The following is a 23,536-nucleotide window of genomic DNA, read 5'->3' on the forward strand; positions in this document are numbered from 1 at the left end:
CGTCGACGCGGACGTGGATCTGGCCGACCCGCTTGCCGCACCGCCGGGCGAATTTGTCACGATCGACGGCGGATCGCGCGCGCTGGTGCCGCTGGAGCGCATGGCCGTAGGTCACGCGCTTTCGGGTGCGCACGGTTCGAACCGGTCCGGCGCCTTCCCGTACATCAGCGCACATCACGATCTCGATGCGGTGCGCGCCTATCTCTATCGATTCCGCCAGCAGCCGAAAACCCTGCGGGCGTACACAAAGGAACTTGAGCGTTTTCTCTTGTGGTCGGTCACCGTCCGCGAGAAACCTCTAAGTTCACTGCTCGCCGACGACTGCGAGGCGTACAAGGATTTTCTGGGGTCGCCCGATCCGGCTTTCGTGGGCCCGAAGGCGCCCCGCGCGAGCGGCCGCTGGAAGCCGTTTGCGTCCGCCGAGCTGGGCGTGGAAAGCCAGAAGTACGCGATCCGCGCGCTGCGCGCCGCTTTCGGATGGCTTGTCGCTGTCCGCTATCTCGCGGGCAATCCATGGGAAGCCGTCACCGACCCTGTCGTTGTCGAACGGATCGACAAGATCAGGGTCGATCGCGCGTTGCCTGCCGCACTGTGGCAGCGCATCCGGAATTTTATTGATATGCAGTGTGATGCTGCCGACGCCTCTTACTGGCGCGCAGTACGCGTCGTGCTGCTATTGGGAGGCGATTCGGGCCTTCGGCGCGAAGAACTGGCGCGGGCCACTCGCGAACGGCTGTCGCCTACATCGTTTGGCGATGCGGAAACGCCGGTATGGCAACTGCTCGTCATCGGAAAACGCAGCAAGGAGCGCGTGGTGCCCGTCAGCCCTGCTACCATCGACGCGCTCCAGATGCACTGGCGCGATCGCGGCCTTGACTTCAGTACGGCCACAAGTGGTCCGTTGCTCGCGCCGATGTTTATTCCGCGAACCCGGTTGGCACAAAAGAAGCATGCGGATGGTACCCCCCTCGCCTATCATCCCGACTCGCTCAATACGATGATTGAGTGGGCCATGAAGCGGCTTATCGCCGGGATGCCGGATTTGACGACGGCTGAAATAAACTTGCTGGCCGGTACGTCCCCTCACGCGTTTCGCCATACCTTCGGCACGCATGCGACGGCTGAAGACGTGCCGCTCGACGTCGTGCAGCGCGTGCTCGGCCATGCCTCGCTGCAGACTACCTCCATTTACGTTCAAGCCGAAAAGCAGCGGATGCTGCGCGAAGTCAACGACTTCTACCGGAAAAACGGTAGCCTGTGAATTCGACGGCGGCCACGTTGTCGCTTGGCCGCTTTACGCCGCACCAGGCCCGGAGGCCGAAGCCTTCCTGAGGCGAGCCGGTGCGTAACACGCTATGCGAGGTGGCCGCTGGTCGGGCGCCCCTCCAGGGCCATCGTCTTGGCAAGCTGGGTTCGGGGTGCGCAGCGGCCTTCACGCCCCGCTGCGTTCGGGTAATTCAGTATATTCATTTTCGAACCGAATACCCTGATGATTGACCTTCACATTTTGGAACGGGTTTGCCACCAAGTACCGATGCGCGATGAGATCGTTAAAGCACTTTTTCACTATGCGGAGAGCTTTTTGGCGACTTTCGTCCGAGAGCGGCCCGCGAAAGGGACGCCACGTCGGCTCGTCGCGTGAGCGTCGCCCTCTCATTACCCACACAGATGATGGCTGTGGGTCCAACGTAAATCGATTGATGTACTCGTTCGCATCGTTCACATCGATGCTCGACAGCGGCTTGCCTTTTGCGAAAAGCGCCCATAACAGCAGCCGCTCCAATTCATTTTGATATCTGTTCTTGGTCGCCGGGCTTGTGTAGTCGGACAGCCAGCGCTCCAGCGCGGCGCGGTCGCCGTCAATCCCTGCGGCTGGCATGGCTGTGTCGCGGTTTGTTCCCGCAGCCCCGGACAGGTGGGGCGGTACCGAAAGACGAGAAAGGGGAGCTGGTCTGTCAAGCCGCTGCTTCTGTGCAAGATATGGTCGAAGCCGTTCATCCCGCGGCACAATGACGGCGCCGCCGACCTTCGAACCGCTTCCAAATTCCACATTCACTAAGCCCACGAGCGTCTCAAGCCTTGATTCGCTTTCCGGATCCGAAGGGTCAAGATATAGCTCGACGAAAAGTCCGCCTGTACGACCATTTTTCTTCTTCCCACGCCGCACCTTGACTTGAACCGGGGAGCAGTCAATTCCTATAAGGCGACTCAACAAGCGTTGAGGGCTGAGTCGTGGGACGATGTTTTGAACTGAGATCGCTTCTTCACAAATGACTTTTTCCCCGCGAAGCGCTACTAAGTCCACAAGGGCGCGACCCGTCTCGAAAGTCAGGCCTCCGGTGGGGAGAGCATTCAGTAACTCCTGCGGCAACGCGGCAATAGCGGACGCCATCGTCAGCCTGGAATGCGAGATACCCATTGCGTCCGCCGCCTGTCGCACTGTTGACCATAGGCCGGAACGACATCCTTGGACATATCGCTCGTTGAGCGCGAGAGGGCTTTCGCCCGTGTACGTCCGCCGATAGCCGGACGTACTACGGGTGTTGCAAACGTGCGCCAAAATCTCGGACCTCGATTTCCCCGCAGGATTGAGACTAGCGGAGCGCGCGATCATGTCAGCTATGCCCTGCTCGTTTCGCGCTCGAATAAGCTCACGAGCTGTTCGGTTCACCATTCCAACGCTGGCGAATAGAGCCAAGATCTCCGTCGGGAACTCGGAGACCGCCACCGCCTGAACTATCCGATTCTTGCTCGCGCGCACCCCGACCGCAGCCATTGCGACGGCCGCCTCCGTCATGCTCTCCCATTTAGAGCCCAAGCCCGCCCTGTATAGCGCGGCCAGCGCCAGCGGGTCGTCACTCATTGGTCTTTCTCGCAATTTTCACTGTCATTGGTCCCTTACTCATTATCCGGCTGATCCCCGGGCCGCCATTAGCCGAAAAGCAAGCTAAAACATGCGCCAATCCGATGCTTTTCCTCCGATGCCTTCCTTCATACTACCGGCGCCGCTCGCCTAAGCAAGAGCACCCGCACTATGCGAGAGGATTTTTCCGCGTTACGCATTATTTTCCTCGCAAACAGGGGCGGGTCTAGTACGGTGCTGGATCTCCGCTCTAGCTAAAAGTCAGGACTCCCGGGCGCCCTCCCCTCCTGTTCGCGCTTTCGGGGCCCCAGAGACAAAATCGGTATATAAGCTACATCACGGTGGTTTTTTGCCCCGCCCGTCCCTGTGCGCTGATCAGCGTCGACTCCCCGGCGCGGGCAACGCAACCCAAGCAGTTTCTACGTAGAAACCGCCGATCCGAGATACTTGGCGAGATGCACCAGAAAATTTATAGATAAACCACGTTTCCGCTGGCGGCTATGGAGCGACTCGCCGAACTAACAGGTGACTGACGGATAACTGTCACTTGCTGCCGGCGTCGGATCTTCAAAGCCTGATCGAGCATTCAGTGCAATGCCCCCCGCGGGCATGCCTGACCAGTTTCTACGTAGAAACTAAGCGCGCTGCGGCTCTCGACCGCATCATCGTCCTGAAAACTGTCCGAGGACGCAAGTCCATTTGGGACCGTATACGACCGGCCCTTCGAGTTGGAACTGCCGAGGTTGAAGTGCCGTCTGTCACCGCATTCCTGCTGTCAGTTTCTACGTAGAAACTGTTCCGTCGAGTCAATCTAGTGGAACGAAAGATCCATCTCTTACCGGAGAAGTGCCGACATACGATCGCGATTTCGCTGATCTGTTTCACGCACCCCACGGGGTAGACGCGAGAGGCGAGAACGATGGTGGCTGTGCGATCGATTTCCGCGAGCAAATTTAGAAAATATACGCCAACAGCGAATTTGGGAAATTTTCCTTGAAAAAAATCCATCTAGTTCCTATCATCCACGCCATCGCAGTTTCTACGTAGAAACTGGTCGAGACGCTGGATTCCCTCTGCGAGGTATCGAATCGATGGCCGCAAAAATAATTACCGTTTTCAATCAAAAAGGTGGTTCCGGTAAGACAACCACCTCGTGCAACTTGGCGGGTGTCTTAGGCCTCCGCGGCTATAAGACACTTTTAGTGGATCTGGATGACCAGGGAACAGCAACGCTGTCTGTCGGCGCTGCGTCAGATGACCGACCGTTCCCGGCAGCACTAAGCAACTTGTCGCGCAGCCCGCGTCCCGACCGCGAAATCGCCAAGTATGTGGATGATTACCAGTTCATCGTCATCGACTGCCCACCGGCCATTCGATCCAGTGCACCCTCCGTTGCGCTGCTGATCTCCGATCTAGGCCTCATCCCAGTGGGGGCGTCAGGTGGAAATCTCTGGGCCGTTCAGGAGGCCAAAAAGCTGGCCCTTACAGCGCGAGTGTCGAACCCTGACCTTAAGCTGTGGTCCGTCGCCAACATGGACCAAAAGGTCACAATTGTTCAGCAGATTTTTGAAGCTGTCGCAAAAGATGAAGACATAAACATGTTGCAGACGCGATTGGGCTTTCGGACTGCATATAAGGAAGCCGAAGTTTCGGGGACCACTGTTTTACAGATCCGCGGCGCGAAGGCTGCTCACAAGGAGATCAACGCTTTCGTCGATGAAGTCCTCGACATCGTGGGGGAGTAGGGTATGGCAAAGAAGAACTTTTCCGCAGCCCTGAATGCGGGTGTAGCAAGAGACCAAAAGCTCCGGGACGAAGTCGTTTCTTCGCGGTTTGATCGTGTGGAGGCGGCGCTCGGCGGTCGGACGACGTTGTTGGACGCATCAACAGATCAGCCGCGTTCCGAAGAACCCGGACCTGCAAACTCGTACGTTGAGACCTTGGAGAAGACCGGCAAGGTCAAGTCGACATACGCCCCTTGGGCCATCGACAAAATTGACGACAACCCTCTGAACAGCCGCACTGTGTATCGCGAAGAGCTTATTTCGGCGCGCGCGGCATCGATGGCAAAGGACGGGCAACTGATCCCTGCGCTAGCAGCACGCCATCCGACCGATCCGGAGCGGGCAATACTTATCGATGGGCACTACCGCAAGCAAGGCGCACTTCGCAATCGCGCGCACACGCTGGACCTGAAGTTGCTTGACGGCCTAGAAGCCATAGACTTCTATCGGCTCGCTCGTGCTGCAAACAACGAGCGCGAACAGGAGACAGTCCTTGACGTTGCGTTGGGCTACAAGAAGCTCTTGGACGAAGGGTATGCCAAGACAAATGACGACTTGGCTCTCCTCGTTGAGGAAGGCAAGACTAAGGTCAGCAAAACGCTAGCGATTCTTGACCTTCCTTCGTCGATTCAAGAGTTCATATCGCTCTATCCTCAGCAACTTGGCATCAACATCTCCTACGAACTCACCCTGTACTTCAAGGTTGCGGGTGAGAGCAGGACACGCGAACTCGTACAGCGGATCGTTGATGAAGGCCTGTCGTTTCTGAAGGTAAAGGCAATCCGAGAAGCGCTCTCTCAAGAACGTGCACCGAGGCGGACGTTCTCGCGGCAGTACAAGGTTTCCGGAGCCGATGGCTCCTCGATCGGCGCCATCAAGGAATGGGGCAATGGCAATATTCAGGTAAGTCTTGCGTTAAACGACGCGGAACGAGCGGAGGCGTACATCGAAGCCCTGAAGAGATTGCTCACCGAGGATGGACACAAGACCAGCTGATCGGAAGATAGTCGCGGCCGGCAGCATTGCTGGCCGCCGCGATCTCAGACTTGTAGCGGTCAGGCGCTCGGGTCGGTTTGCGTCACGCTTGCCGGGGACAAGCGATAGCGCAGAGGCGATAGGTCGGATAATGTCACTTTTGCTCGATCGCTTGCGAACTACGCAGCGTCATCCAGTTCCAGTCGACTTTGCGGATTCTGGACAAATTGGAAGTCGAGAGAATTCACGGCCCGTCCCAGCTTCACAGGTTTCCACGAAATGATCAGATCCGCCTTGCTGTTCAATTCATTGACTGCGGCCTCAATGACGCGTCGCTTGATGTCAGCGAATCTGTAGGTCTCCGGTATTTCGAGAACCGCACGGAAATCGGCCAATGTGATTAACAGTCGGCCACGGTCCTTCTCGCGCATCAACAACTCTAGCAAACGCCAAGAGTAGAGCGACTGAAGGCCCCGCGCGAACTCGAGCTGGTAGGAGACAAATCGCCGCTGCAGCATGAAGATGTGTGGCGTGAGGTCCGGCGAAAACGATATCTCTGCCCATCCCTCGCCTTCGTGATAGACCGCTTTCCAAACCCAGTTAAGGGTTACCTTCTTGGGACCATCCATGTATGTCAGCGTACGCTTCTGGAGGCTCGCGCAACCTTCCTTAAGCCCTTCGTAGGCCGCCGTCGCCTGTTTTTCGCCGGCCCTTGGAGCAAGCGCTGCCAGCGCGGCGAACTCGTCCGCTCGAACTCGGACCGCCACATAGCCATTCCCCCGGCCATGAAGATACGGGGACTTCTTGCTATCGATACAACGCAACGCAGCCATCATTACCCGCTTTTCATTGAGCGAAAGCCCTTGCTGCGAATTCACCAACGCGCGGCTCATAGCTACGGTACCCTTGACGCGTCCCTCCGGATCTAGTGGTGGCTCATCGGTCTCCTCGATGCGAAGGGGCTCGAGATCGAATATCGCGACCGCCGGTTCGTCTTTGCCTGGTTTTTTTGTTCTTGCCACAAAAGTGACCTCGCATCTTGGATGTCACAATTATAAGGTGACATTGCATTAGTGCAAGTCACCGATGTGGATAACGGTCGGACTTTGTCACCACTAGCCCGGAATCTGTCCATCGGGGGTCGGATCATGTCACCGCTGGGTCGCAAAATGTCACCTCTGCGCGAGATTGATCTGGCGGAAAGGCTTGCTGAATAAGGGAGACAGCGAAGCCGAAGAACGTTTACAAAAGGGTTTACGAACTATCTTACTAACTAATTTACAAACGAAAATCTTAGAAAAGTTGCTGCCTAACAAAGACACACCGTCGTGACGCGTCTGAAAGGTGACAAATTCCGGCCTGGAAAGCGGTAAGGGAAGGGGTTTTTTAGCTAGCTCCAGGAGAAGGGTCGCCTGAAAGCCCAACGAATGGTGACAAATCCCGACCCAGCTACGCCACATAAAGTGCCCGCCGAGCACCGACAGGCCTGGACGCGAGCCGAAGGCCTCAAATGCCCGGCTGATTTCATTACGTTCTGGGAAGCAACCATCCGGGTCGCTATCTGTCACTTTTCGCGCGGCAAGAGAGAGAGCGGGGGCTTTAGGTCGGAAAATGTCACATCTCACTGGGTCGGAATTTGTCACCTTCGCCGGTTGACCGCCCTTGTGCGCCTACCGATAGCCGCGATTGGGTGAGTACCCGCTATCTCGGATCAGCGCGAGATGGCGCCCTCGCTTAGTACCAGCCCGGACTTTGTCACCTTTTGCAGTGTGCAGGTCGGATTCTGTCACCGTTCCTTCGGGTCGGATTCTGTCACCGTTCCTTCGGGTCGGAATCTGTCACCTTAGAACCGCGGTATCAGACCACCAGGTCGGAAGACGTCACTTTTAGAGTTAAGACAGGACTGCCATTCCGATCGCTAGGTCGAGCGCCGTTTCAACCTTGCTCTTAAGAGTCAGTGGTTCGGGTAGGGCTGTACACATATAACGCGTTAAAAATGACGGACGGCCCGACTGGTTGTAACCCATTGATGGGAAACGGGAAACAGTGTCAGCCAGGAATCACCAGTTATAGACCAAGGGGATAATTGGTGACTCACGTGTACAACCAATAACACGGGCCACCGTTGGGTGTCCTCGGAAAGATGCGCAAATTGATACCCTTTTCGCGTTTAAACCCGTAACGCGTTACACGAGAGCGTTTGGAAAGGCGTGAAGCGCCAGCAACGCCTTGCTGAAAAGGCAGTTAAATCTCTGTGCCTTTCGCCGCAAAAGCCTGGTTAGAAATTGTTTCAATGGTAGCCATTCATCAAGGGTTGCCATGCGCATTTTCAGGAACAAGCGGCAGGCCGCGCTATCCACGGCCCCCGGCATGTATGCCGAGGAAGATCCATCGAAAGTCATTTTCGAGACGAGCACGCGGCTTAAGGTCGAGAGCAATCGGTGGATGCTCATTGCCTTCGCTTCGGCTGCCGTTGCTGCGGGGGCGGTCTGGACTCGACAGCCTCCGCCGTCGGTTACGCGCGTAGTCGGTGTGTCGGCGGACGTGAGCGGTCATCCCGTAGTCACGGAGCTCATCGCCTACAAGCCAGATTCGCAAGCCGTGCGCACGAGCATGCGAAATATGGCGGTGCGCTGGTTCACGATCGAGCCGGTGCTGACCGACAGCCTGACAACGTCGCGCATGTCGTCAAACATCAACTCGGTGAAGGCCCAGATGATTGGGGCTGCAACCGACCAGTTCAAAACCTGGTTGCGTGACGACGCTCCATTCCAGCAGATCACTGCAAATCCGAAACTGATCCGTGAAGTCAATGTGCGAAACATTGCGCTGCTCGAAGACCAGACCGTCCTCGTTGAATTCACAACGACGACTTCCCAAGCAGGCGCGACTGGCAAGCCGGACGTCAAGTCGTATGCGCTGACCCTGCGCTACCAGATCGTCGCGCCTACCGCTGATGCGGCCCTCACGGCGAATCCCTTTGGCATCTACATCCCGTTTTTCCGCCTCGAGCGGACCGGTGGAGCTTGAACAGCATGACCTCCAGATACCAGCGGCCCACGCGCGGGCTATTCGTGTTGCTCTCGGCAATCATCCTGCCCACGGCAGCGGTGTACGCCAAGCGGCCTGCTGATACCGGCTCCTTCAATGCCGCGATGATCGCCGGGGACCCGATGAGCCCTGTCAATCCGTTTAACGGTGGCTCTGACCCGTTGACGATGCCGGGTGACGCCCGCATCGGCGTGTTTCCCTACAGCCGCGACCAGATTTTTCGTGTGCTGACGGCGCCGCTGAAGCTGACGACCATCGAGCTCGAACCGGGCGAGAAGCTGATCGCCGACCCTGCTATGGGCGATAGCGTGCAGTGGGAAATTGACGACGACAAGATGAATCACGTCTTCATCAAGCCGCACAAGGCGGACCTGGTGAACACGCTGCACCTGACGACAAACCGCCGCGAATACGACTTCACGCTAATCGCGTCGCCGGCCGGTGGCTTTTTCTACCAGACCGTGCGCTTCCAATATCCGCGCGCCCCGATGGCACGGGTAAGCGTGCGAGACGAAGCCGGTGGGACAGGCCCGGGCGCATCCGCCGGAGAACGCGGCGGCGACTCAGGCTCGATCAGCGTGTCGCCGGACAAGCTCAACTGGGACTACTCGGTCGACGGTAACGCGGAATTCAAGCCGGAGGTCGTATTCGACGACGGCCACTCGATCTGGATGCGCATGCCCGCCAAGGCGCAGACGTGGCCCGTGCCCATGTACAAGGATCACGGCGATCGTGTCGTAGGCAACTTCATCCGCCGCGGCGACTTCCTCGTGTTCCAGCGGCTGGCCGACGAGATCGTTCTCGTCTCAGGCAAGGACGAAGTGACGGTGACGCGCGGTCGCCGGCGCTTCTTCGGGGGGTTCTGACCGTGGCAAAAAAAAACGAACAGGCCACGCCCAATGCGGAACAGGCCGCACTCGTCAAAGGCAAGACGCCACGCAATGCCATCATGAGCATTGGCCTGCTGGCCGCGCTGGTGATTGGTGTGCTCGGTTTCTACTACGAGCTGAAGGCAAGCAACCAGGCACAGGAGGAAGAGCGCCTGAAAAAGGCGTCGGCGCTCAAAAGCAGCACAGAAGCGCCCGCAGCCGGTAGCTCCGATATCGACAGGATGATCAGGCAGCAGCAGGAAGCGGCCGCCGCCGAGGCAGCCGCTCGCGCCACGTCGGAAGCATCGGCTGCACAGCATCCGACCGTGAAGCCCATGCTGACTGGCAATGACTTCCAGCGCGAGGTTGGAGCTGACGGCACCGATACGATTGCGCTCGCGGCCAGCAACAAGCTGGATGCCATCTATACCTCGTCGGTCTTCAAGCAGTCCGGCGCCTCCCGCAATGCAAGCCAGCAGGCGTCGGCGGTGCCGGCGGGCGTACCGTCACTGGACGATTTTCGCGCGGCGCGTGCCGCCGCGACATCCGGTGTGCAGAACCCGACCGATGCAATGGCACTGGCGCTCGCTAAACAGGGGCAGGCACCTGAGGACCGCGACAGGGCGTTCCTGAAGGAAACAGCAGGGCGGGGCGGCATCGAGCGGACCACCTTCAATGGCCAGGCAGGCGGTTGCACGCTGACGCCTCCGCACAACATCCACGTCAAGACCGTTGAGGGGCTGAACTCGGACAAGCCCGGCCGCGTCGCGCTCATGGTTGACGAAGATGTGTACGACAGCCTGCGCGGCGACTGCCTGATGATTCCCAAGGGCTCATTCATCAACGGCGCCTACAGCGCCGACATCAAGGTTGGACAGGAGCGTCTTCTCGTTGCCTCGACCAGTCTGCGGCTGCCCAACGGCAAGAGCGTGCCGATGAACGGCATGCAGGGCGCAGACCAGAACGGCTATGCAGGCTTTTCCGGTGACGTGAACAACCATTTCCTCGCAATCTTCGGCGCGGGATTCATCACCGCGGTGCTGCTGAAGACGTTTGACAATACCGCGACTACTTCGACAACCTCCAGCCCGATCGGCGTGACGACTTATGGAAGCACCGCCGGGCAGGTGGCCGCCACCACTGCGCAAGCCGTGCTTCAGCGGAACCAGAACATCCCGCCGACGATCACCGTGCCGCCCGGGGAAAAGTTCCTCGTACAGGTGACGCAGGACATCGTCATGGAGCCATACCGTGACTAGGCGCGCTATCGTCGCGCTCGTGCTGGCAGGGGCCTGTTCGTCGGCGGGAGCGGCAGTGATCGACGCGGTCATCAGCCCGACGCGCTTCGTCGTTGAAGAGAGCGGCGCGCGGTCCGTGCTCGAAATTCCCGGAACTCCCGTCTATGCGTGCGGCCTTCAACGGTTTCTCACCTGGGCGCAACCGCTGAAAGGACAAAGCGTCGCAACGGGCGCGGGCGGCTTTGCGTCGGTGCTCGTTGATGGAACGCCGGAGAGCCTGCAAGCCCTGCTGGTCAGTAACGGCTGGCTGCAACCGGCCGTGCTGGATGACGACGCACAGGCGGCTTTGACGGAGCGCCGTGGCGGCTGGGCGTGCGCATCCGCACAGGCTCCGTTCGAGGTGATGCACACGAGCGTGGACGCGAAGATTCTTGCTGGCGTTGCGCTCAACGAATCGGCGTACAACGGCCGCGCATGGCCGTGGACACTGAACGTTGCGGGGCGTGGGTTCTTTTTCCGGACGCGCGACGACGCCTACAAGGCTATCCGCTTTCTCATCTCAGATGGGCGCTGCGATTTTGACGTAGGCCTGATGCAGGTGAACTGGTGCTATCACCGGCGGCGCTTCGCGTCGCCGTGGGACGCGTTGTCTCCGGCAACGAACATCCACGCGGCCGAAGACATCCTCAACGAGAACTATCGCAAGACGCATTCGGCGGTGAAAGCCGTGGCGTACTACCACAGCGCCAACCCACAGCCAGGCCGCGAGTACCTCGCGCGCTTCATCCAGCATCTTTCCCAAATCGACCGCGGTCTATGAAGCAAACGCTAACCCTTATCGCGCTGTCAGTGCTGTCACTGTCGGCGTCGGCTGCGAGCACCGATCCTCTCGACTTTGACTATCAGGTCAACGGAAACATGACCGAGCGGCCCGCGCTTATTTTCAACGACGGTACGGACACGTATCTCCAGCCGAGAGCCGGCCAGAATCTGAAGGTAGACGGCGGTCACGCTGAGGGCCCATACATCGTTGTGTCAGGCACGCCGGAAGTCATTTCCTATTCGGTGGGTGGTTCGATCGCCACAGCCCGATGGAAAAAAGCGAACACCTTCATCTCCGAGGCCATCAATCGCAGTGGGGACATGCCAGCTGGTTTTGCGGGTTTCTCGAACCGCCTCGCACTGATTGGTCCGCGACCCAGTCTGGAGGCGACCCGTCCGATGAGTGCAACGTTGCCACTTGCGCAGATGGTCAAGTCGCTGGTCCCGCAAGGTTGGAGCGGCTCAGCGCAAAAAGACGTCGACCTGACGAACGCGCAGAGCTTCGCAACGCGAGATGGCGAGAACTGGATGCAGTCCCTGGACCGCCTGCTAGGGGCAGTAAATCTCTATGCTGACGTCGATTTCACTGCGCACCACGTGACGTTGCGTAGGGCACCCGTCAAATCGACGGGAGTGAACTATGTTGCAAACGCCGCGCCTGCGGAGCCTGTAACTCAAACAGCCTCTGCAAGCCTATCGCCCGCGTCGGGGGTAGTAGTCAGCGCGGGCGACAAAGCACAGCCGCAGGACGGTGGCCTCGCGGCCAAGTTCGGCGCGGTAGCGATCCGGGACGGCGACGACACGCACATTCAGATCCGCTTTTCACAAAGGCCTGCAAAAGAGCTCGTCTTTCGGGACATGGAGGGGCACTCCCTCAAGCCAAAATGGGACGACTCAAGCAATGTCGTGACGATTAACCGGGCGGATCGGTTTGTTGTGTCCAACGGCTCCGACAGCGTCGAAGTGGCGCGCGTTGCCGGCCTCGTCTACGGATTTGACGCGAAGAACACTGCGGGCCTCGAAGCCGTGTTCGACAAGGAAGGATCGACGTACTTCAAATTTGCCGACACGGTCGGCAACGTCAAGGTCTCGGATGTCGCGCACATGGGCTCAGGCGAGCAGCAGGGCCGCTATTACAAGTTCAACGGTACCGCGGACCAGTTCATCGTCAATGCCGATGGCAACGTGGTGAATGTGACGCGCAAGCATGACGTCCGTTTTTTCGACCGGACGAAATCATGAGTCTTCGGGCCGTCGCCACATGCGCGGGCGCCCTGCTCTTAGTGCAGCCGGCGCTCGCAGACTGCCTTGATGACGCTGCGCGGTTCCACCACGTCAATGTCGGGCTGGTGCGCGCAATCGCGCAGCAGGAGTCAGGCATGCGCGCCAACGCGCTGAACAGGAACACGGACGGTTCCGAAGACATTGGCCTGATGCAAATCAATTCGTCGTGGCTTCCGAAGCTCAGGCGCTATGGCGTTTCGCGGGAGTCGCTGTTTAACCCGTGTGTCAACGGATACGTCGGCACATGGATTCTCGCGTCAAACATCAGGCAGTTCGGTCCGACGTGGAAGGCGGTGGGTGCATACAACGCCGTCTCAACCAACAAGCAACTGGTGTACGCGAACCACATTTATCGGCGCGTTGTGCGCGCGGCCCACTGAATCTCATGAAGCCAATGATCATCATGCCCACCCGTCGTCGCGCCTCGCTCCTTGCGAGGGTCTTCGCCTTGCTCACGATAACGGGCTTCACGACCGCTGCGTTCTCGCAGTCGCACCTCTCGCCGCCTGCGGGGGATGGGTGGCAGATGCTGTCGGCCAACGCAGCCAGCCCGGCCGCCCCTGGCCCAACGGCTTCGCTCGCGATGGCCAACCCTGCACCGAGTGCGCCTGCGACGTCTCACGCATCGCCGCCGCCGGTACTTGCGCCGTTCCAGGCTGCGGCGCCAACGCTCAGCTCAACCGCCGTCACGCCGGTTGTCCTGCCGGGTGCACAGGCTGCAGCCGGTTTCAGCGCCCTGACGCTCACGATCACCCCGCAGGACATCAATCTGCGGAACGCGCTCGACCGCTGGCTGCAGCAGCAGGGCTGGCAACTGGCCTGGAAAATCGACGATGACCTGCCGCTCGAATTCAATGCGACGTTCAGCGGCGACTTCGATTCAGTGCTGACGCAAGTCATGCGCGCGACCAACCACATGCGCACCCCGACTCGCATCTGCGAGCACAGCAACAACGTTATTCGCGTGGTCGCCCGCGCGGCAAATTGTCAGGACTAAACCATGCGAGCAAACCGCTTCCAGGCCGCTGTATCACTCCTTGCAGCAACCATGCTGACGGGTTGCGTTGTGTCCCAATCGGACGTCAACCGGGCCTATGACGCAGCTACACACGACGCGACGCGCGCGATGGCCGGCATGGGCGATTCGATGCCGCTAGTCGAGCACGTTTCGACCGCGTTTCTCGGCGATCGCCTTGTGCCCGTTGCGTATGAAGCGACGCTGCCTGCCGTATTCCGCGACAAGACAATCACGCTTCCGGCGAATCTTCCAATCACAAAGATCGGTACGTACATCTCGGACGCGTCGGGCTATCCCGTCCATATAAGCCCGGATGTTTTTATCCCGCGCGAAGCTCTCATCGATGCGCCGTCGGGAAATGCAGGCAGGACGGTGATGCAGCCGACCTCAATGGCCGGGGCGGCAAACCTTGAGCCAGTCTACCGGCAACCGGGCAATGCACGGATTGGGCAGTATCTGCATAGCGTGACTGAAGACCTCGGCCTCGCCTGGGACTTCGATGGAGCAACGATCAACATATCGCGCTTCGTAACTCGGACGTTCCAGATTGCTGCCGTTCCGGGCGCAGTGAGCATCAAGTCCTCGATGTCGAAGGGCACAGACACCTCAACGGGTACGCAGTCAACAGGAACGGGGACGACGAGCGCCAACACTGGCTCCTTTGCAGCGGTGACATCGACTGGGCGAGACGGCTCCTTCAATCAGATTGACATGATCACGAAGGAGCTCCAGAGCCTCCAGACACCCCTCGGCAAGATCACGGTCAATCCCCAAAGCCGCCTCGTCATGGTGCGCGACACCAAAGAAGCGGTCGATCGCATGAGCGAGGTGCTAAAACACGAGAACGCCATTTCGACGCGTCAGGTCATGGTCCGGGTGCGCACGTTGCAGATTGCACTTAACGACGGGTCGCAGGCCGGCGCAAACGCGGACATCGTCTTCAACAGGATCTCCGACGGCCTATCGAAATACGCGATCAGCATTACCTCGCCGACGTCGCTAGCGACTGCCGCTGGTTCCGTCGGCCTTTCGATTCTCAACCCGGGCGCGCCGCTCAATGGCACCAACGCGGTACTCAACGCGCTGAACACCTTTGGCAAGACCATCGCTGACAACACGCAGACCAAGATGACGCTCAATGGTCTGCCCATGTCGATCGGTTCGTTCGAAACGAAGGGCTATCTGGCGGCAACGACGCCTGCAACAGGCTCAATCAGTGGTAGTGCTGGGGCGCCTGGACTGACGCCTGGATCGGTAACGGTGGGCGACTTCGTGAACGTCCTCCCATCGGTCAACGACCATAACCAGATCATCCTTTCGTACTGGAGCGATAACTCCAAGCTCAATGGCCCATTCACCACCATCGGTACGGGTTCCGGCGCATCGTCACAGCAGATCCAGTTGCCGGACATCGTGGGCAGTAAGGATGACCAGACGATCGCGTTGTCCGACGGGCAGACGGTGGTCATGTATGGCGCCGTCACCAACAACTACGACGGTACCAGTAACAGCGGGATTCTCAGCTTCAGCGGCGCATGGAACAAGGCCAAGACATTCCAGGTGATCATGCTGACGGCCTCCGTCGTCCCGTCGATGTGAGCAGCGCATGCACTTCGAATCGATTCCCAACGAAAAGAAGGCACGTCTTGTCTTCGGGCTTGACTGGCGCGCATATGCGACCAAGGGCGCGACGGGCGAACGCCGTCGTTACGCTAACGAGCTTGACGCGACGCACTACGTTGAGATCAAGGGCAAGGAAGAAACGGTTGCAGGTTTCTGTGCACCTGAGCCGGCCGAACGCAAGGGTCTAAAGCTGTATTCGGCGGCCGCACGGGTCGCGGGCCTTGATCGCGTGCGCTCGAAGCCCGCGGTGCTCGTTCTGGTTCAGGACGGGCAGCGTGTGCATGTCATTTTCGTTGTCCGCGGCGCGGTGCGCATAGACCAGACGGTAGCGCTCAATGCGCTTGATGCCAGCCTCGATACGGTTGAGGACGAGTGCGCAAAGGACCGTGTCCCCCTGCTCACAATTGGCTACGGCACCGACCTCACGGGCCTGGACGAGCCGTTCACACCAGCCGAGCTGCTGCGAGGCAAAAGCGTTGGTCTGATCAGGAAGGTGCCCGTCAAGGTGCCGACGATCATACCGCTCGCTGTCATTGGCGCCACCGCGATCTATCTGGGGAGCGAAGCGCTCACCTATATCAATCCGCCGCCGCCACCGCCTGCACCGCCGCCGACCTACATGCAGGACTATCAGGCCGCCGTTGCGCGGACCTTCAATGGCGCAGTACCGCTTGCTTCGTCACTTGCGCCCGCGCTGATAGACATGTTCGGCAAGCAGGAAACGAACGTCGCCGGTTGGCAGTTCCTTAAGGCGTCATGTGGCGTGACCGGTTTCTGCTCGATCACCTACAAACGCGAGGGCGGCACCTACAAGGAATTCGATGCGCGGGCACCGGCAGAGATGCGTCCAGTGGTGTTCGATCCCAACGGTTTGCTGTTGCAGGCCAAGGGGCCGGCCGTGCCGCATGTCCAGAAGCTCGCGCTTACTGAACAGAAGCAGTGGCCGACCGCGCAGGCGCTTATCAAGCAGCTTCAGACGGACCCGCAACGGCTGTCGACGAAGCCCGACCAGTTGATGAGTCACGGCTACGTGGTCACGCTGCGCCCGCCCCAGCGTCTGCTCGCCCGCCAGCCGAACGCCGGAGAGATCAACGGACCGATCCTTCAGGCTGGCGACTGGTCGATCGACGGATATATGTGGCAGAGCCGGCTGCTAGAAAAGCTGCCGGCCAACATGGCTCTCGACGCACTTGAACTCGAGCTTAAGGACGACGGAAGCGGCGTTCATTTCACCGCGAAAGGTAAATACTATGTTCTCCAGTAACTCCGGCCGGTTCGCGGCAGCATCGGCTCTTGTGCTCTGTATCGCTGGACTCGCGCACGCTGACGAGAAGCACCTAACGCTCGATGACATCGACGGGCTTGCGCGACAGAACCTGGTCAATTCGATGCGCAAAGCGGACGGCGCACAGCCGCCTGCGGGCGGTGTCGCATTGAGCGCTCCTTTATTGACTGCCCCGGCCCCGGTCGCGACAGCAACCATCGTTGCGAAATCGCCCAAGCGTTCTGATACCCCGGCGCGAAAGGTCATACCCGTTTCATTCGTTGGAGCCTACAGCGATTACGCTGGGCCGCACGTGCTTTACGAGTACCAGGGCGGCGTCTATGCAGCCGGCCGCGGAGAGAAGCTGCTCAACGGTTGGGTCGTGACGCACGTCGATGGGTATCGCGTAACCGTAGCAGAAGGAAAGCGTACGTGGTCGGACGTCATCTCGCAGCCCGCCGGCGCCGGTTCGACGGGAGATGGGCCCGCCATCCAGGCGATCACTGATCTCGGCGGACCTCTTCCGATGGCAACGAACATTGGCGCATTTGGGGGAGGACGGTAAGCATGGGTATTTTTTCAGGCGTTGAGACGGACGACACTCAGGCGAGCGGCGGCTTTCTGAAACGGTTCCGCGGGGTCAGGCCATCGGCATGCGTTGAGGCAGGGCAGGCGGCGCCGCAGCCAGCTGGCCAACCCGGGCAGGAGCCGACCTTCAGGGAGCCGACGCGCGCGATCAATCCGACAGTCTCGTTTCTTGGCCGCCGGCTTTCCGGCGACGATGTAGAGGACGTCGAGTCGTACATAGAATCAGACAAGCCGGTCGCAGCGCCGGCCAGCCCGCCCGAGGCAGTCTACGCGCCTTGCGTGCAACAGCCCGAGCACGTAGGCGTAAATGTCCATGCCCCTTCGGGGGAAGGGGTCGCTGAATCAGGCGCAGACGTAGCCGGCCGCCTGGGCGATGAATATGTAGAAGGCGAGAAGGCGCTGCGTGAGCTGGACGAGCTGATAGCCGCGCAACGGGGATCGCCGAGTCAGACCGCCGCCGGTCATTCTTCAGCCACTGAGACAGCGAGCGTCGCGGCCTTCGGTGCCGAGCCGGTGACCTCTGTGCAGCCTCGAGCGCAACCACACCCGGAACAGCAATTCGCCCCTGGCGCAACGCCTCGGAACGAGCCCCTACCGGCAGTCGCGTCCGTGCCCGTGTCATCGAACCCGCGCTATCCTACGCCGGGAGCGCACGGCGCTACAGCGCCCGGTGAGCACAACGCTGACGACGAAGAGGATGACAATGAAGAGCCGACGAGCGCATTAAACGGCAGACCGGTTCTGGTGTCGGCCGATGCGCTGCCCGACTTCAAACGGATCGTCACTGGCACGGACGGCGACGCAACCCTAAAGCTGTCGACCGCCGCACGAAAGGAATTCGTGGCAGTCGAGATTCAGCCCGGTATCGCTATCGTTGCGGCGACCGCGCGGTTCAGTGAGCGGGCGCAGTTCACAACGTTCGTCAAAGACCTTGCCGCACGCGATCTGCTCGTGCAGGAAGAAATGATCGCGACAGAGGAAGTGATCGCGGCAATTTACGAAGGGAAACGGCGCGAAGTAACCGGGACCGTGGAACGCGAGGCGTCGCGTGCCATCGGCAATTTCCGGGACATCATCGAAGCCGCGCACGCGTACGGCGCAAGCGACATCGCGTTTGAGCCACGGGACTTTCGCGGAGAAGTGGAAGTTCGCTTCCGGGTAAACGGCGATGTGTATACCTATCGGCGTCTGCCAAAAACCATCGTCCGCCGCGCGCTGTCTGCCGCGTATTCCGACCTGGTTCAGAAGAACACTAACTCGGGCAACTCGTTTCAGCCCAGCGCGACGCAGTCCGCAATGATCCCGCTGGTGGCGGGGCGCGACACCATCAATCTGCGCTGGCAGTCCGCGCCGACAGTGGGCGGCTACGACGTCGCCCTGCGTTTGCTCGATGGGAACTTCAAGAATTACTCGGTGTTGATGCCCGGGCAGATGGGCCTCGCGCCGAGCCAGTTGGCCCTGATCGACACGCTCAACTATGTGAGCGGCGGCATTACTGTTCTTACGGGCGAGACGGGTTCGGGAAAGACAACGTTGCTCCGCGCACTGTCGTACATGTTGCCCGACCGCGAGCTAAAGAAGCAGTTCGCCGTTAGCGAGCCGTCCGAATACCCGTTGCCGTGGCTTTCGGAAATCTCGATCATTCGCCGCCCGGACGAAACCGACGACGAGGCGAACCGCAAATACGCGGAAGTGATCCGCACCCTCATGCGGATGGACCCGGACGATGTGACGATTTCAGAAGTGCGCGACCGCGTGGTGATGGGGCTTGTGTCGGAGCTTGCGCTCACCGGACATCCTGTGCGCTTCTCGCTGCACGCGGGCGACATCATTTCTGCGTTCATGCGGATGGCCGGCGGCCGTCTCATGCTGCCCATCGACGAGCTGGCCGCCGAAGGGTTCGTTAATGCCGTCGGCAACCAGAAGCTCATACCTACGCTATGCCCGCACTGCAAGCTCCCTGCTGAAGATGTGATGCAGGAAGCCGATCTCGAACTGCTGCGCTCGAAGTTCGGACTCGACACGTCGCGAATGGCTTGCCGCAACCATGCCGGTTGCCAGCATTGCCGCCTCGACGGTCTCTTTTCGCGTGACGGCAAAGTGGCCGGCGGAACAAAGCGGCCCACGCTGGTTGCAGAACTGTATAGGCCGACCGATGAATTCCGTCAGCGAATTGCGGTTCGCGACTGGACGGGAGCACGCGAGGTATGGCGTCGGGAGCGCAAGACCGCCTTCGATAACGAGGACATGACCGGAAAGACGGTATATGAACACGCTCTTTTCAAGGCTTCCCGTGGCGAAATAGACCCACAATTTATCAACCGTTCGATGCAGTCGTTCGGGCAATACCGCGTGTTTCCAGGCGCGGACGAAAAACTTTAAGAGGCTGACGGGTCATGTTTAGTTCGTTGATTGCGCTCCTCCCCGAAGCGACACAGATGCGTATCGCGCGCTGGCGCTTCCAGAGCGTGCGCGAGACGTTCTACAAGGAAACGCGCCTCGACATCGAGAAGAAGGGCTTGCGCGACGTCGAAACGCTGCGCGAGCGGCTCGAGACGTATGAAAACCGCAACCGGAAGCGCAACCGCATCGTGTGGAAAGTCTTTGCCAAGGTACGGGAGCGGCTGGTGAAGGGCGACTCATTCTCGGCCGCAATCAGGCCGTTCATACCGGGTGACGAGTACACGCTGTTCGATATTGCTGACGAGTCAACGCAGAGGGACGCAGTGGTGCGGGGATTCGAGCTTGCCGAAATGGCGGCGTTCGCCAAGCGCACTCTGTCGTCACAGACCGCGCTACAGGTTGCTTATCCGACGTTTCTGCTGGTCTACCTGTACGGCTTTTGCATGATGTTCGGCGGCATGATCTATCCGCAGGTCGTAGAGATCAAGCCGCTCGAGCAGTGGCCTGATGCCGGGCGGCTGCTGTACCACATCGACACATTCGCCTACGACTACTGGTGGTTATCCACGTCGGTCGTCGTCGGAACCATAGCAGCCTACTTCTACAGCCTGAAGCGCTGGGTCGGGCCGCTGCGCATCCGGTTCGACGGCTTCCCATTGATGTGGCGCAACCGGCGCGACATGCGCGCAGCGCTGTTGATTGTGTCGCTCGCTGGCCTGTTCGATTCAAACTTGACGTTGCGCGCGGCGATCAACCGGGTCGCCCATACGGCCGATCCATGGATGCGGTGGCATCTGACGACGATGAACAAGCGCCTCACGCAGCGACCCGATCAGCCAATGCGTGCCCTTGACACGGGCATCTTCTCGGAAATGATCGTAGACACGATCACCGATGCCGCCGGTCGGGATCAGTTTGAAGCGGCGATCAAATCGCTCGGACGCGATTCGCTTGGCAGAGTCGTCGAAGCGGTGAAGCGCAATGCGCGAATGACTCACTACGTGCTTCTTGGATTTGCTGTAGTCGTTTTCCTGACGATCGGAGTGGGCTCGTACGTCGTCACGGGAGCGGTCAACATGAGTGGTGGCATTCCGGTAGCAGGCGCGCAGTAAGCGCTCAACCAGCAGTCATATCTAGGCACGCTGACAAGGCGTGATCTTCGGGAGAAATCTGATGCAACAAAAAAACACCAACGCTGTCCGTCGTTTGAGTCTTCTTCGGATGGGCCGACGAAAAAAGCAGTCAGGTGAACTGTCGCTGATCGAGGCGGGGGCATACATGGCGGGCGCTGCGCTGCTGGCCATAGCGGTCATTAAAGGCAGCACCTATGTCTACACGCTGATCAAGTCCTCCGAGTTCACCAGCGAAGCGCAGATGTTTCACACCGGCATCCTCAATGCGACGCAGAACGATGCTGACTTTTCTGCTGAGACGCTAACTACGTTGGCGACGAACAGGGCGTTCGACTCGGCCGGAACGCGTCTGGCTAGCGACAAGTCGTCGCTGAAAGGGATCTTCAATCAGGCCGTCACTGTCAGTGTCGGAACACTCAGCACGGCGAACGACTCTCTGATTCTTAACTATCAGGTGCCTGCCGCCGTATGCGCAATGAGCGTTGCCGCGTTGACCAACACGTTCTCGCAGGTCGGTGCGAACGGCACGACGCTCTCGGGGCCGACCACAACGTTCAGCAGCACTACGGCGGGCACTGCGTGCGCATCTGCGGGGGCCTACGCGACGCTTCAGCTTTACACGTCGCGCACGTAACGGGGCGATAGGACCATGGGCAGCTTGCTCGAAATGATGTTCGTCCTTTTGGGCTCAGCGATCCTGACAGTGCAGGGCATCAAGCTAGACATTGAGCATCAGCGCGCGACGATGCTGGCGCTGGAGGGACAGAACGAAGCGACGCTGGTGACTGCCTTTCAAGGCTGGATCACTGATAACTTCGGCACGATCCTGACGCAGTACGCCGCCTCCAATATCGCGACCGTCACGCCTCCGACGATCGCTCAACTTGTGACGGCGGGCAACCTCAAACAGGCACACAAAAGCGGGCCGTATTGGGGTGGTGCGTACGTCACAACGATGACGATGGTGCCGTCAGGCTGTACGCAGACAGCGGGCGACTGCCACGTCGCCTTCACGATGTATCCGAACACGCAACTGCTCAAGGGCGGCAAGCCGGACGTCGCTGGTGCTGCACAGATCGCCCTGGCCGGTTCGAAGCTGGCGGGCACGAGCCAGTTCGGCTATTCGAACGCACAGAGCCCAGCGCAGATCACAGGCATCAACGGGTCATTCACGGCAAGCAACCCGTTAGGATCGAAAGCTGCGTCGATCATGGCGACGAACGGCCCCGACACAGACGGCAACTCGGTGTATATCCGGCGCGATGGCAGCTTGACCTGGACCGGCGATCAGGATGTCAACAACGTCAGCCTTAAAAACGTCAACGACATCAAGGCACAGACGCTTGAGGCAAGCGGTGCGGTGACCGCAGCGAGCGTAGCGGCCACTGGTGCGGTTACGGCCGCGACCATGACTGCAACGGGGGCCATAAAAGGAAATTCCGTCACGTCGACGACCACATTGCAGGCAGGAAACATCGCAGTGCCACGCGCGGCTTGTACGCCTAATGGACTGATCGGAAGCAATAGCGATGGATCGGGACAGCAGCTTACCTGTCAGTACGGTATCTGGCTTCCGACGGGGGGGCAGCTATTGAGAATGGGCTATTTCCCGGTGAATAACGGCTCGACTGTCCCGAAGCCTACTTGCCCAGCAGGGGGGACGCCAATCGTGGAACCCACGCCGTGGAGCTGGTATGTCAACACATCGGCCACTGTGAACTTCAACGCCACCGACTACGGAACCTACTGGTACATCACCATTACCGATGGCGGTGGTGCTGGTATCCAGGGAAGCGGGACGGCCGGAACCTACTGCTCCTACTGACACACAGACATGACTGAGAAAACGGTAATCCCGTCGCTGCGCGCGGCAGTTCTTTGTTCGGCGCTTCTAGCGCACGTTGTGCTGGCCAACCCTGTCGTTTGTTCGCCGGGGTATTGGGACGCTACCTGCAATCCGAGAATCGCGGCAGGCTATCAGGCGCCGCCTACATGCTCGCAGGACCCGGGATGGACGACTGGCTCGGCCGCGCAGTGGCAGGGCTCGCATTTCTCGTCGCCGCAGTGTAATTACCAAGCGCCGCCGAGTTGCCCTGCTGGTTACTCTACGATTTCCGGCCCGTCATGGAACGGTTCATCATGGGTTGGGCTCGCATGTGCGATACCACCGCCACCAAGTCAAGGTACATGTCAGTACGGATTTTTGAGCGGACCCACGTGGACCGGCAGTTCGTGGTCATACACCTGTAACGCACCGCCGCCACCGCCGCCTCCTGTTGGAGACCGTTCAGCGATTTGTTCGGATGCGATTACCGCAGGAATGGCGGCGCTACGTCCCGTGAGATTTGGCACATTCTCTGCACTAGATGCGCAAGGTTATGTCCCGCCTGAGAAGGGGGGCGGATATCAAATGTCCATGTATGGCGGCGACACTCACTATTCTGGAGCTACTGACGGGATTTGGGCATATGACGCAAACAACCCCGGTGGGGCTGGTGGTCCCACTGGAAGCGGTGGCATTGGTTCCTGCATATTTCGGGCGGGAACGTCGAATCTGCTTATGTGGGAATATGACATTGTGGTCAGCTATGACGGCGGTTAAAAACCGATACCGCTGACGG

19 protein-coding genes are annotated in these 23,536 nt (G+C 59.5%); 17 read left to right on the forward strand and 2 right to left on the reverse strand.

The genetic code is table 11. The annotated features are described in order from the left end of the window. Positions 1–1,261: tyrosine-type recombinase/integrase (locus tag OKW39_RS20965; RefSeq protein WP_429563518.1), on the forward strand; the 1,261-nt coding region annotated here is incomplete at its 5' end. Positions 1,262–1,432: 171 nt separating this feature from the next. Here OKW39_RS20965 and OKW39_RS20970 read toward each other — a convergent pair. Continuing rightward, the gene (locus tag OKW39_RS20970; RefSeq protein WP_429563519.1) at positions 1,433–2,419 is read right to left on the reverse strand and encodes a hypothetical protein; all 987 of its coding nucleotides are present in this window, start codon (positions 2,417–2,419) and stop codon (positions 1,433–1,435) included. Between the two features lie 1,535 nt (positions 2,420–3,954). Here OKW39_RS20970 and OKW39_RS20975 point away from each other — a divergent pair. Then, the gene (locus OKW39_RS20975) at positions 3,955–4,608 is read left to right on the forward strand and encodes an AAA family ATPase (RefSeq protein WP_429563520.1); all 654 of its coding nucleotides are present in this window, start codon (positions 3,955–3,957) and stop codon (positions 4,606–4,608) included. A 3-nt stretch (positions 4,609–4,611) separates the two neighbouring features. Next, positions 4,612–5,643 (forward strand): ParB/RepB/Spo0J family partition protein, encoded by a 1,032-nt coding sequence (locus OKW39_RS20980; RefSeq protein ID WP_429563521.1) that lies wholly within the window; start codon positions 4,612–4,614, stop codon positions 5,641–5,643. A 158-nt stretch (positions 5,644–5,801) separates the two neighbouring features. Here OKW39_RS20980 and OKW39_RS20985 read toward each other — a convergent pair whose 3' ends face one another. Continuing rightward, on the reverse strand, positions 5,802–6,644 hold the full coding sequence (locus tag OKW39_RS20985; RefSeq protein ID WP_429563522.1) for a replication initiation protein: 843 nt from the start codon (positions 6,642–6,644) through the stop codon (positions 5,802–5,804). Between the two features lie 1,297 nt (positions 6,645–7,941). Here OKW39_RS20985 and OKW39_RS20990 point away from each other — a divergent pair. The 14 genes from OKW39_RS20990 (at position 7,942) to OKW39_RS21055 (ending at position 22,740) form a co-directional block, all read left to right on the forward strand. Then, a complete protein-coding gene (locus OKW39_RS20990) occupies positions 7,942–8,652 on the forward strand; it encodes a type IV secretion system protein (protein ID WP_429563523.1) in 711 nt (236 codons plus the stop codon). Positions 8,653–8,657: 5 nt separating this feature from the next. Continuing rightward, a complete protein-coding gene (locus OKW39_RS20995; protein WP_429563524.1) occupies positions 8,658–9,539 on the forward strand; it encodes a TrbG/VirB9 family P-type conjugative transfer protein in 882 nt (293 codons plus the stop codon). A 2-nt stretch (positions 9,540–9,541) separates the two neighbouring features. Beyond that, positions 9,542–10,801, forward strand: a complete 1,260-nt coding sequence (locus OKW39_RS21000; protein ID WP_429563525.1) for a TrbI/VirB10 family protein — start codon at positions 9,542–9,544, stop codon at positions 10,799–10,801. Further along, the gene (locus OKW39_RS21005) at positions 10,794–11,600 is read left to right on the forward strand and encodes a transglycosylase SLT domain-containing protein (protein WP_429563526.1); all 807 of its coding nucleotides are present in this window, start codon (positions 10,794–10,796) and stop codon (positions 11,598–11,600) included. Before OKW39_RS21000 ends, OKW39_RS21005 begins: the two co-directional genes overlap by 8 nt. Continuing rightward, positions 11,597–12,844 carry a TrbG/VirB9 family P-type conjugative transfer protein gene (locus OKW39_RS21010; RefSeq protein WP_429563527.1) on the forward strand — a complete coding sequence of 416 codons (1,248 nt, stop codon included), beginning with the start codon at positions 11,597–11,599 and terminating at the stop codon, positions 12,842–12,844. The genes OKW39_RS21005 and OKW39_RS21010 overlap by 4 nt, the downstream gene beginning before the upstream one ends. Then, positions 12,841–13,266: a lytic transglycosylase domain-containing protein gene (locus OKW39_RS21015; RefSeq protein WP_429563528.1), complete on the forward strand. Its 426-nt coding sequence runs from the start codon at positions 12,841–12,843 to the stop codon at positions 13,264–13,266. Before OKW39_RS21010 ends, OKW39_RS21015 begins: the two co-directional genes overlap by 4 nt. A gap of 5 nt (positions 13,267–13,271) precedes the next feature. Further along, complete coding sequence (locus OKW39_RS21020; protein ID WP_429563529.1) at positions 13,272–13,883, forward strand: toxin co-regulated pilus biosynthesis Q family protein; 612 nt, start codon at positions 13,272–13,274, stop codon at positions 13,881–13,883. Between the two features lie 3 nt (positions 13,884–13,886). After that, positions 13,887–15,503: a type II secretory pathway protein gene (locus OKW39_RS21025; protein WP_429563530.1), complete on the forward strand. Its 1,617-nt coding sequence runs from the start codon at positions 13,887–13,889 to the stop codon at positions 15,501–15,503. A gap of 7 nt (positions 15,504–15,510) precedes the next feature. Continuing rightward, entirely contained in the window at positions 15,511–16,791 is a 1,281-nt protein-coding gene (locus tag OKW39_RS21030; protein WP_090812788.1) for a hypothetical protein, read from the forward strand. Beyond that, entirely contained in the window at positions 16,778–17,356 is a 579-nt protein-coding gene (locus OKW39_RS21035) for a hypothetical protein (RefSeq protein WP_090812789.1), read from the forward strand. Before OKW39_RS21030 ends, OKW39_RS21035 begins: the two co-directional genes overlap by 14 nt. A gap of 2 nt (positions 17,357–17,358) precedes the next feature. Then, on the forward strand, positions 17,359–19,761 hold the full coding sequence (locus tag OKW39_RS21040; RefSeq protein WP_429563531.1) for an ATPase, T2SS/T4P/T4SS family: 2,403 nt from the start codon (positions 17,359–17,361) through the stop codon (positions 19,759–19,761). 14 nt (positions 19,762–19,775) lie between these two features. Continuing rightward, on the forward strand, positions 19,776–20,894 hold the full coding sequence (locus OKW39_RS21045; protein ID WP_429563532.1) for a type II secretion system protein: 1,119 nt from the start codon (positions 19,776–19,778) through the stop codon (positions 20,892–20,894). Positions 20,895–20,955: 61 nt separating this feature from the next. Continuing rightward, positions 20,956–21,549, forward strand: coding sequence for a hypothetical protein (locus OKW39_RS21050; RefSeq protein WP_090812792.1), 594 nt, complete (start codon positions 20,956–20,958; stop codon positions 21,547–21,549). Between the two features lie 15 nt (positions 21,550–21,564). After that, positions 21,565–22,740 (forward strand): hypothetical protein, encoded by a 1,176-nt coding sequence (locus OKW39_RS21055; protein WP_090812793.1) that lies wholly within the window; start codon positions 21,565–21,567, stop codon positions 22,738–22,740. The last annotated feature ends 796 nt before the right edge of the window (positions 22,741–23,536 follow it).

It is taken from the genome of Paraburkholderia sp. MM6662-R1 (assembly GCF_050436245.1).
Taxonomy (GTDB): domain Bacteria; phylum Pseudomonadota; class Gammaproteobacteria; order Burkholderiales; family Burkholderiaceae; genus Paraburkholderia; species Paraburkholderia tuberum.